Source organism: Candidatus Acidiferrales bacterium (genome assembly GCA_036514995.1).
Classification (GTDB): domain Bacteria; phylum Acidobacteriota; class Terriglobia; order Acidiferrales; family DATBWB01; genus DATBWB01.
The window spans coordinates 1-10,669 of record DATBWB010000159.1 but is presented as its reverse complement, the minus strand read 5'-3'; the positions used below and the strand labels follow the sequence as shown (position 1 = coordinate 10,669).

The window sequence follows — 10,669 nt, the reverse complement described above, 5'->3', positions numbered from 1 at the left end:
TACGATGCGCACCACCTTCCCCGCCCGCCGCCCGCCCGCCTGGAGGCTGGTTCGTCCCCCAAAAACGATCAGGATGTCTTTGCCGAGCGTTTCCCGCGCCTTTCGCTGCCCGACACGGATGCCTTCGGCCGCCGCTACCATCAGCGTGACCGAAACGATGCCCCAGGCGATCCCGAACATCGTCAGTGAGCTGCGCAACTTGTGCGCCAGGAGGTTGCCAACCGTCTGGGCGACCAATTCCCGGAAGAACATACCCCTGCCCTCGGCTCTCTTCTTGAACTTGCGCAGACGGGAGCGACTGGGTTCCCTCGCAAGAACCCTGCCGCTTGACCGCATCGCCGTACCGATCCTGACCGGCTCGGCTAAAGCTATGCCCTGACCCCGCCAAAATGAGTCGGGGCAAACTCCCGGTGCCCGGGCGAAGCGCTACTTCAGCAGGTGCTCTTGGATGAACGCCACGGTCGAGTAGAACTGGAAATCCTGGTTCTTCTTTTTGGCGAAGCCGTGGCCTTCATCCTTGGCCATCAGGTACCAGACCGGCGTGCCATTCTTGCGCACGGTGGCAACCATCTGTTCGGACTCGGATAGCGGGACGCGGGGATCGTTCTTGCCCTGAATGACAAAGAGGGGCTTCCGGGTTTTCTCGGCCTTGTTGAGCGGGGCGATGCGCTCGAGGTACTCGCGCATCTTGGGGTCGCGCTCGTCGCCATATTCGACGCGCCGCAGGTCGCGCCGGTAGCTTTCAGTGTTCTGGAGAAAAGTCACGAGATTGGAAGGGCCCACAATGTCCACCGCACAGCGAATGCGGTCATTGTAATTCGTGGCCACCGCCAGGGTCATATGGCCGCCGTAGCTGCCGCCGGTGACCATGATGCGGTCGGCGTCGAGCTCGGGCTGCGTCGGGATCCAATCGAGCAGCGCGCCGATATCCTTGTAGGACTCCTCGCGCAGGAAGCCATTGTCGAGCTTCAGGAACGTCTTGCCGTACCCGGCCGAGCCGCGGATATTCGGGAACAGGATAGCCACGCCCAGTTCGTTCAGGTAATAGTTTGTCCGCCCGAGGAATACCGGACGGTACTGAGACTCCGGGCCGCCGTGGATGTTGATGAGGACCGGCCGTTTTCCGGTGAATTTCGCCGGGGGCCGATACAAGACCCCCGAGATCATCCGGCCGTCGAAGCTCTTCCAGCGGACCAGTTCCGGCTCGGCGAAGCTTTCCGTATTGAGCCCGCTCGTTTCGCTGTAGGTCCAGCGCCCGATCTTTCCAGTTTTGAGGTCGAGCGAATAGACGTCGGCGGTGGAGCGGGCGGAGGAAAGAGCGAAGCCGAGGTCCCTCCCGTTCTCGTGCCAACGGAGTCCCGCGATCACGCCGATGGGGAGCCTGGGCACGGGTTTCTCTTTGCCGGTCGCGGTGTCGAGCAGACGCAAAACGCTGAGCCCGTCCTCGTTGGTGATGAAGGCGAGTGTCTTCCCATCCGGCGAGAGGTCAAAATCCTCCACGTCCCAATTGATGTGGCGGGTCAGGTAGGTGTGCGCCTTCGTGGCCAGATCAACGTAGGCCAGCCGCTGGAATTCGGAATCCTTGTCAGTGGTAACGTAGATGCCCTTGCCATCTTTGCTGAACTGTCCGCCGCTGTAGGCCACTTTTTCGGCGCCACCCTTGGGCGTGAGCAACGTCTTCTCGCCGCTCGCCGCATCGACCAACCACAGATAGCTTTCGTTGATGGAGATGTACTCCCCCACGAGGATTTTGCGGTCGTCCGGCGACCAGTCGAGCGGTGACCAGCCCGCGCCTTTCAGCTCCCCGAGCAGCCGATCAGTCTTCGCGTCGGAGGGATCCATCACCTGCAGATCGAGGAAGATGCCCTCCGGAGTGGGCCGCAACCGTCCGTAAGCGAAGCGATCTCCGGCATTGGACCAGCGTCCCCCGGTGTGCCGCGACTTCCCATCGGTGAGCAGGGTAATGTTGCCGGTGGCAAGGTCGTAGCGGTAGCCCTGAGCGACTTCGTTGCCACCGACATCCTTCATGAATATGAAGAAGTCTCCCCGTTTCGGGCTGTAGGAGGCCCCGCCCACGCGGTCGGGGAAAAAGGTGAGCTGCGTGCGCGCGCCTCCGGGGAGTTTCACCAGATGAACCTGCGGGGTGTCGGCGAAGCGCGTTGAAATCAGCATCTCGCGTCGGGTCGGGTGCCAGCTCTGCAGCGAGGCTGAACGGAACTCGGTGTAGCGGCCGACCGTCTCGGCGAGCGCGGCTGGAATTTTCGGGATGCCCTCGACCACCAGGTTGTCGCCCGGCGCAATCTCGCCGGTCTGGCCGCCTGCCGGGGTGGCGAGAACAGCGCAGAAGAACAGAACAGCCACAACATACGAAAAGCGTTTCATCGGTCTTCTCCCTGAGAAGGGTTTCGCTTTGTCATACGCCCTTGTAGAGCAAAAAGTTTCTGAAATCAACCCGAAGAGGGCATCCCGCCGCCATGAAACAGCCCCGCCTGAGCCGCTGTGCTAGAATGCGGTGGGGCGGAGTTTGGATGTTCAAGAAGATTCTGATTGCCAATCGCGGGGAAATCGCCATCCGGGTGCTCCGCGCCTGCCGCGAGATGGGACTGGCGGCTGCGGCCGTCTATTCCGACGTGGATCGAAAATCGCTGCACGTGCGCATCGCCGACGAGGCCTATCCCATCGGCCCCGCGCCGGCCACGGAGAGTTACCTCCGCATCGACAAGCTCTTGGAGGTGGCGGGCAAAGCCGGCTGCGACGCGCTTCATCCCGGCTATGGCTTTCTGGCGGAAAATCCGGCGCTGGCCCGGGCCTGCCGGGAAAACGGAATCGTCTTTATTGGTCCGAGCGCGGAGGCGATGCAGCGCATGGGTTCGAAGACCGCTGCGCGGAAGATCGCCGTATCCGCCGGGGTGCCGGTGGTGCCCGGGATGACCACCCATCTCGCATCGGTCGAGCAGGCCAGGCAGCTCGCCCGCGAATTTGGCTACCCGCTCATGCTCAAGGCAGCCGGCGGAGGTGGCGGGAAAGGGTTGCGGCTGGTGCGCACGCCGGAGGAGTTGCCGGCGGCCTTCCGCGATGCTCAAAGCGAAGCCGAGAACGCGTTTAACGATCCGGCGCTTTACATCGAGAAGTACCTGGAACGCCCGCGGCACGTGGAGATGCAAATCCTGGGTGACGAGCATGGCAACGTTGCCTACCTGGGCGAGCGCGAATGTTCGATCCAGCGTCGTCACCAGAAGGTGATTGAGGAGTCGCCTTCGCCCATTGTGACGCCGGAGCTGCGCGCGCAAATGGGCGAGGCGGCGGTTCGGCTGGCCAAGGCGGCCGGTTACACCAATGCCGGCACGGCTGAATTTCTGGTGGCGGAGCGCTCCGCCGATAGTGAGTCCGGCCTGAAGTTTTATTTCCTCGAAATGAATGCGCGCTTGCAGGTGGAGCATCCCGTGACGGAGCTGGTCACCGGCTTGGACCTGGTGAAGTTGCAAATTGCCGTCGCCGCCGGGGAAAAGCTTCCGTTCGCGCAATCGGATGTAAAGCTCCGCGGCGCGGCGATGGAGTTGCGCGTCTATGCCGAGGACCCCGATAACAACTTCTTTCCGTCGCCCGGCACGGTCACTCATCTGCGCCGGCCGCTGGGGCCCGGCATCCGCCTCGACGAGTGTGTTTTTGAGGGCTGGACCGTGCCGCTTGAATACGACCCCTTGCTCGGCAAGATGATTGCCTGGGGCAACGACCGGCAGGAAGTGATCCTCCGGTTGAAGCGTGGCCTGGCGGAATACGCGATCGGCGGAATCAAGACCAACCTTTCCTTCTTTCGTCAGATTCTGGATCATCCGGATTTCTTGGCCGGACGGCTCGATACCGGGCTGGTTGACCGGATGCTGGCGGAGCGCCGCCATATAGGAGAGGACCAGCGCGAGAGGGTGGAGCGGCTGGCGGCGCTCGCCGCCGTTGTCTTTGCGTGCTCGACTCCGGGCCGGGATGGCGCCTCTCGGGTTGCCGGACGAAGCGAGAGCCGCTGGAAGATCGCGGGCCGGCAGGCACTGTTGGATCGCAAGCCGCGCCCATGAAATTTGGGGGGTGAGCCAAGGTTACGCGATGAAGCGCGAAGTCCAAATTGGCGAGCGAACTCATCTGGTCGAGCTGTTGACCGATGCTTCGGGGTCATCCGGCCATGTGGACGGCGCCGCGCTGGCAGCCGACTTTGCCGAAATCCGTCCCGGTCTTTATTCGGTTCTCTGGGAAGGGCGATCCTATGAAGTTCGCGTCGAACCCGCCGCCGCGCCTGAGGGCCTTCGCGTCCACGTCGGCGGGGCCCAATCGGGCGGGTTCGGTTCGGGGGCGTACGAATTCGTCGTCCGGGTGCACGACCCGCGCCGGCTGCGGCGCAGGGAGGCGGGCGGATTTGAGACAGCCGGTCGCCAACAGGTCGCGGCGCCGATGCCGGGCCGGGTGGTGCGTGTGCTCGTTCAAGAAGGCGATTCGGTCGAGGCCGGTCAGGGCCTTCTCGTCGTCGAGGCCATGAAGATGCAGAATGAAATCCATTCGCCCAAGAAGGGCACGGTCGAAAAGATTTTCGCTACCGCTGGCTTGGCCGTAAACGTCGGCGAAACGCTGGTCATCGTGGCGTAAGTGCCACTCGAATTCGAAACTCGAAAAACGAAAATTGAAACTCGGAAATCAACCGCGCCATGGATCGTCTGTTCCGATTTTCGAATTTCGCTTTTCGACTGACGAGCTCTACTTTTGCTGAGTTGCGCCAGTGGGCGCAGCTTGGGCGGGCAGTTTGCCGGCGGATTCGAGGATTTGCTGGGCGAGGTAGTTGGTCGTTTTGGCTTCGCTGCGGAGTTGTTTCAGGTAGGCGTCGAGCAGCAATTGCACCTTGCGGTTGCGCAGGTTTTCCCGGATGGAACTTTGGACCACCGGGTCGGCGAGATCGCGCTGGCCGGCCGGTTCGCGGGCCAGCAACTTCAAGATGCGGTAACCGTCGCGCGTCGAGATCACGCGGCTGGTCTCGCCGACTCGCAAAGCCAGGATCGTCTGTTTGAGCGCCGGCGCAGCGCGCTCCAGTCCTGAGGCAGCGATGTAGCCCATGTCGCCGCCCGTCGTCGCGCTGATCGGGTCTTCGGAATAGTCTTCTGCCAGGCGGGTAAAATCCTCACCATTGCCGAGTCGCTCCTCGAGCATGCGCAACTTCTGGCGCGCCGCCGCCTCTGACTTGGCGTCATCGCCCTTGCGATTGCGGATCTGAGCTTCGCCGTGGGGTGTGACCAGGATGTTGGCCACCCGGTACTGCGCCTCGGCCCGGTTAAAGAGCGCGCGGTTCGAGTCGTAGAAGCTCTGGATGTCGGCGTCGCTGATTGTGATCTTGGCGATGATTTCTTTGTTGATGAGTTTTTGCGTCGTCAAACCGCGGCGCACGTCCTGTTTCAAATCCTCCACGGCGGTGCCCTGTTCTTTGAGCCGCCTTTGAAATTCTTCCTCGGTGTACGGGCTTTTGAGTTCGGTGAACTTGTCCTCGACTTCGCCATCGGTGGCGATGAGCCCGAGCCGGGAGGCGCGAGCGAAGAGAATCTGGTTGTTGATGAGTTCCTCGAGGATATTGAGCTTCAGGCTGAGGGCTTCTTCGCTCGAAGGAGTTTCGCCGCCCTGCTGCAGCCCGCGGCTGCGAAAGTATTTCTCCACCTCGGCCCGCTTGATCTCTTTGCCGTTCACCACCGCCCACGCTTCCGTGGAAGGGGTGCCGCCCCGGTTGCAGCCGCCAAGAAACAGAGGAGGCAGCACGAGCAGAGCGAGCCCCGCAACAGTGACGCTACGAACAGCGGGGCTGCGAAAGCTAATGGGTGGATTCCTCAACTTCATGCCATGTAGCTTGCTCGCCGCGGCCAGCGCCCGGCGATGGTTTCCCGCTGGCGAAGATCATGCCTTGGTCACGCGGCCGGCACGAATGCAAGCCGCGCAAACGCGCATGCGCCGGCGGCTGCCGCCCACCACCACGCGCAAGCGTTTCAGATTGACGTTCCAGCGTCGCGACGTCACGTTATGGGCGTGGCTGATGCGGTTGCCCACCTGCGGCCCTTTGCCGCAGACCTCACACCTCTGAGCCATTCCGTGTTCCTCAGACAGGTATTTCGCCGAACGCGAAAACCAGCATGCTAGCACGGACCCTCCGGGCTTGCAAACGCGCTATCCGGCTGCCAGGAGATCAATCTCGACGCGGGCGTCGCGCGGCAGCCGGGCCACTTCCACTGTGGCGCGCGCCGGGGGCGAAGCCGGGAAGAATCGGCCATAGATCTCGTTCATGGCCGAAAACTCGTTCAGATCTTTCAAATAGACCGTGGTCTTGACGACGTGGGCAAAAGATAGGCCAGCCGCTTCGAGGATCGCCTCGAGGTTTTTCATCACCCGTTCCGTCTGCGTCTTGATGTCGCCCGTGATCATCTGGCCGGTGGCTGGATCGATGGGAATCTGGCCGGAAGCGAAGAGCCATCCGCCGGCGCGCACCGCTTGCGAATACGGCCCGATCGCCCTGGGTGCTTTCTCAGTGGAAACGATTTGTCGCACAAGACCTCCTTGGGGAGCGCTGGGCTAAGGCCGCGGCAGGCGGATGACGTCATATACGCCGGGGATTCTTTTGAGCGAGGCGATGATTCGTTCGAGCTGTTTTCGATCCATGATGTCGAGGCTCAGGTCGATTTGCGCCCGCTGGTTGCCGGTGCGCGCTTCGAGATTTTTGATGTTCAGCTTCTCATCCGATATGATGGAGCTGATTTCCTTGAGCAGGCCGGGGCGGTCTTCGGTCGCAAGGCTCAGCCGCACGGGGAAAGCATCTCCGCCGGTGGACGTCCATTCGACACCAATGCTCCGCTCGCTGCCGTAAAGCAAATTTTGAACATTCCGGCAATGGCTTGCATGCACGGCCACGCCCTTGCCGCGAGTGATGTAGCCGATGATCTCCTCGCCGCGGATGGGGTTGCAGCACCTGGCGCGATAGACCATCAAGTCGCCATGACCTTTCACCAGGATCATGGCATCGCGAATCCCCAGGACTTTTTTGACCGCGCTCGCCAGCCGGGAGGCTTTTTCTTCCGGCCGGGGCTCGCCGAGGGGACGCCCGGCCAGTTTGGAGAGAACTTGCCGGGCTGACCAGCGGCCGTAACCGAGGTTGGCGTAGAGGTCGTCGCCATTCTGGCAATGGTGCTCATGGGCGAGCCGGGCAAAATCCTGCTCCGAATACTTTTTCAGTGAAATGGCGTAGCGCCTGGCGCATTTCTCGAAAATTTTCTTGCCCAGTTCGATGGCCCGCTGGCGCTCGTGGACGGAAAGCCAATGACGGATCTTGCCTCGGGCGCGGGAGGTTTTGACAAAACTCAGCCAATCGCGGCTGGGGCCACGGCCGGCCTGGGTCAAGATTTCCACCACGTCGCCATTCTGGAGCCGGGTCCGCAGCGGGACAATCCGGCCGTTCACCTTGGCGCCGATGCATTGGTGGCCGACTTCGGTATGGACGGCATAAGCGAAATCCACCGGCGTGGCATCGCGCGGCAGGGAAAGGATCCGGCCCTTGGGCGTGAAGGCATAAACTTCTTCCGGGTAGAGGTCGAGCTTCAGCGTGGAGAGGAAGTCGCCGGGCTGCTGCATCTCGCGCGCCCATTCGACCAGATGGCGCAGCCAGGCAATCCGCTGATCGTCTTGAGCCGAGGCTTCCTTGCCATCTTTGTATTTCCAGTGAGCCGCGATGCCCTCCTCAGCGATGCGGTGCATCTCGTGGGTTCGGATCTGAACCTCGAAGGGCTGGCCGGTGGCCGTCACCACGGTGGTGTGCAGCGATTGGTAAAGGTTCGGCCGGGGCATCGCAATATAGTCCTTGAAGCGGCCCGGCACCGGCCGCCATGCCTGATGAATGACGCCCAGAGCGGCGTAGCAATTCTTGACCGTGTCGGTAAGCACCCGGACCGCCATCAGATCAAACACCTGATCGAGAGCCACCAGACGCTGCTTCATCTTCTGGTAGAGGCTGTAGATGCGTTTGATGCGGCCTTCGACCTTGGCGGGGATGCCGGCCTCGGCAAGCTGCTTCTGCGTGCTTGCCCGAACTTCCTCGAGGAAGCGCTCGTTCACCTTGCGCTTCGATTCCATGGTTTCGGCAAGTTCGTGGAACGTTTCGGGCTCGAGGAAGCTCAGGGCGAGGTCTTCCAGCTCGCCGCGAACTTTGCCCATGCCGAGACGGTGAGCGAGCGGGGCGTAAATTTCCAGCGTTTCCCGGGCAATGCGCTCGCGCTTTTCCGCCGGGAGGAAGCCAAGCGTGCGCATGTTGTGCAGGCGGTCCGCCAGCTTCACCAGCACCACCCGGATGTCTTCCACCATCGCCAGGACCATTTTCCGTACGTTCTCGGCCTGGCGGGCTTCCGGGGCGAGCAAGTCGAGGCGGCTGATCTTGGTGACGCCTTCGACCAGCCGCGCCACTTCCGCGCCAAACTCCTTTTTCACTTCCTCGATGGGTATCTGGGAGTCTTCCACCACGTCGTGAAGCAGCCCGGCGCAAATGGTCGTCACGTCGAGCTTCATCTCGGCCAGGACCTTGGCCACTTCCAGGGGGTGGGAAAGATAGGGCTCGCCCGATTCGCGGACTTGCTGGCGGTGGTGCTCGGCGCTGAAGGCATAGGCCCGGCGGAGCATGCTCAGATCGGCGCCCGGGCGGCTCTCCTCGACCTGCTTATAGACCTCCTCAAAGCGCGCCGTCGTCGCCCGATCCTGCTTGGAGGTGGAGAGCGAACTGCCCCGACTGGCCATCATTCGAATATTGTAGCTCAGGCCAGGGGAATTTGCCCGCCAGCCCGGTGACGGGCGAGCCTCGGGCACTCCCGAGGCTTCGGGACTGGATTCGGGCTCGAGCCGCGCCGGCCTTGCCCCGGACAAAGATGCAAGTCGTAACCGGCAAAGGTGGGACGCGAGTACTCTCGATTCGGGGCCGGCGGTCGGAGCTCGCTGCCGGAGGCAGGCAGGGAAACCTTCTTCGGGATGCGGCTGGCGAAAGGTGGTCCCCGGCCGGCTGCGGCCACGCTTTCCTCAAGGAAGCGCGATGGTCTCCTCGACCGAGCTACTGGGCGGCACCCTCCTTGCCGCCACGAATCTCTTTGATTTTTTCGACGATGGCGTCGGCCTGGCTGGTCAAGCCGGCACGCTCGGCGGCTTCGACCAGGTCGGCTTTTTCGCGGTAAAGAAGGTTGAGGTAGGCCAGGGCGTCAATGTAGTCGGGTTTGATTTCGATCGCCTTTTTCAGGGCTTCGATGCCCTCCTCGACCACCGGCCCATTTGACTTGGCAAGTTCCAGCCGCGGCTTGACCGGGATGGGGTCCTCGGGGCGGGCAAGCTTGAGCTTGTTGCGCAGTTCGTTGCGCGGCTTGAAAGAGAGCGTCCAGTCAATCACCCCGATGTAGTAGTAGGGTTCCGGATCGTTCGGCTCGAGCACGGTCAGCTTCCGCTGCCACTCCTTGGCGTCCTCCATCTGGTTCATGTTGAAGTAGAGCCCGCCGATGCCCTTGATGCTGCCGATGTTGTTCGGATCCATCTCCAGCACTTTCTTGAATTCGGCAATCGCCTGTTCGCCGACATTGATGTTTTCCGGGGAGGGAGCGCCGGGGATGTACTGGCTGGCGTAAGCGGTGGCGAGATAAAGCCGGGCGTTGATGAGGGAAGGATCCAGCTCAATGGCCTGCCGGAAATGTTCGATGGCGGTATTAAACTGAGCGACCTTGTAAGCCTGAACGCCCTTGTTGAGGTGGTCGCGAGCCTTGAGCTTGTTGCAGCCGGTGGCGGCGAGCGCCAGTGTGGCCACACCCAGAAGGACGGCAAAACGTCTCATGCGTGACTCCTGCTTTAAGGATAGATAATACGCCTCGCCGATCACCCGCCCCGGCGGCACCCGGCTCAGGCGGGGAAGGCGCGACTACTCACCCGCTTCGATCTTGGCGGTGATGAGCCCGACCTTGTCGATGCCGGCGCCCCGCATAATATCAATCGCGCGGGCCACTTCGCCAAAGTTGATCTTTTCGTCTCCCTTTACGAAAGCGACCTTCTCGGCGCGCAGCTTGAAAATCTCCTCCAGCCGCGGGCCGAGCGTCTCCCAACTGACGGGCAGCTCATTGATCTTGATCTGCTGTGTCACGCAGGCCGGGTTCGGGCACAGCACCTGGACGACAATCACCCGGGAAGGGTCGGGAGCGGTTTCCGGTCGCCGGTCGGGGTTCGGCTGAGGAACCAGAGCGTCGAGCCCCTTCGGCACCAATGGCGTGATCACCATGAAAATGATGATCAGCACCAGCAGGACGTCAATCAGCGGCGTTATGTTGATGTCCGCTTTGGGACCTGATCCAGGTTCACCAACTGCTATGGCCATTTTCTTCTCCCTTTATGGGCGCAAGTTACTGCCGTCGCCGACATCCCCTGGCAAACACTCCTCCGGCCCAGGAGGGCGCCGCGCCGGGTTCCGTGCCGGCCGGCATAGGGTTCAGGCGGAGGCAGAGTTGGCTAGTGCCGTTCCAACTATTTTGGGCTAAGTTCTTCATGGACTCAGCACGTATGACTAATTATGTCGCTCCAGTGCCGTTCCAACTTGATGAGCCTATACATCTCGATCCTGTATGATCAATAAAGCATGCCCTGTGAC

10 protein-coding genes are annotated in these 10,669 nt (G+C 61.8%); 2 read left to right on the top strand and 8 right to left on the bottom strand.

The features are described 5' to 3' along the window. Both VIH17_10555 and VIH17_10550 read right to left on the bottom strand, forming a co-directional pair. Positions 1-252 (bottom strand): hypothetical protein (locus VIH17_10555; GenBank protein HEY4683672.1); only part of this gene is annotated, 252 nt, incomplete at its 3' end. A gap of 174 nt (positions 253-426) precedes the next feature. Next, positions 427-2,382, bottom strand: a complete 1,956-nt coding sequence (locus VIH17_10550; GenBank protein ID HEY4683671.1) for a S9 family peptidase — start codon at positions 2,380-2,382, stop codon at positions 427-429. A gap of 146 nt (positions 2,383-2,528) precedes the next feature. On the opposite strand from VIH17_10550, the gene VIH17_10545 reads away from it, so the two are divergent. Together VIH17_10545 and VIH17_10540 are read left to right on the top strand one after the other, a co-directional pair. Next, positions 2,529-4,070, top strand: coding sequence for an acetyl-CoA carboxylase biotin carboxylase subunit (locus VIH17_10545; GenBank protein HEY4683670.1), 1,542 nt, complete (start codon positions 2,529-2,531; stop codon positions 4,068-4,070). Positions 4,071-4,098: 28 nt separating this feature from the next. Then, the gene (locus VIH17_10540; GenBank protein HEY4683669.1) at positions 4,099-4,632 is read left to right on the top strand and encodes a biotin/lipoyl-containing protein; all 534 of its coding nucleotides are present in this window, start codon (positions 4,099-4,101) and stop codon (positions 4,630-4,632) included. Between the two features lie 108 nt (positions 4,633-4,740). Here the strand turns inward: VIH17_10540 and VIH17_10535 are convergent, their stop codons facing one another. The 6 genes from VIH17_10535 to VIH17_10510 all read right to left on the bottom strand — a co-directional run bounded on the left by VIH17_10535 (position 4,741) and on the right by VIH17_10510 (position 10,399). Then, positions 4,741-5,862: a SurA N-terminal domain-containing protein gene (locus VIH17_10535; GenBank protein HEY4683668.1), complete on the bottom strand. Its 1,122-nt coding sequence runs from the start codon at positions 5,860-5,862 to the stop codon at positions 4,741-4,743. Positions 5,863-5,919: 57 nt separating this feature from the next. Continuing rightward, positions 5,920-6,108 carry a 50S ribosomal protein L28 gene (gene rpmB, locus VIH17_10530; GenBank protein HEY4683667.1) on the bottom strand — a complete coding sequence of 63 codons (189 nt, stop codon included), beginning with the start codon at positions 6,106-6,108 and terminating at the stop codon, positions 5,920-5,922. A gap of 78 nt (positions 6,109-6,186) precedes the next feature. Next, on the bottom strand, positions 6,187-6,564 hold the full coding sequence (locus VIH17_10525; protein ID HEY4683666.1) for a RidA family protein: 378 nt from the start codon (positions 6,562-6,564) through the stop codon (positions 6,187-6,189). Positions 6,565-6,588: 24 nt separating this feature from the next. Then, the gene (locus VIH17_10520; GenBank protein HEY4683665.1) at positions 6,589-8,796 is read right to left on the bottom strand and encodes a bifunctional (p)ppGpp synthetase/guanosine-3',5'-bis(diphosphate) 3'-pyrophosphohydrolase; all 2,208 of its coding nucleotides are present in this window, start codon (positions 8,794-8,796) and stop codon (positions 6,589-6,591) included. A 304-nt stretch (positions 8,797-9,100) separates the two neighbouring features. Continuing rightward, entirely contained in the window at positions 9,101-9,865 is a 765-nt protein-coding gene (locus VIH17_10515) for a tetratricopeptide repeat protein (protein HEY4683664.1), read from the bottom strand. 84 nt (positions 9,866-9,949) lie between these two features. Continuing rightward, entirely contained in the window at positions 9,950-10,399 is a 450-nt protein-coding gene (locus VIH17_10510; protein ID HEY4683663.1) for a biopolymer transporter ExbD, read from the bottom strand. Positions 10,400-10,669: the final 270 nt, after the last annotated feature.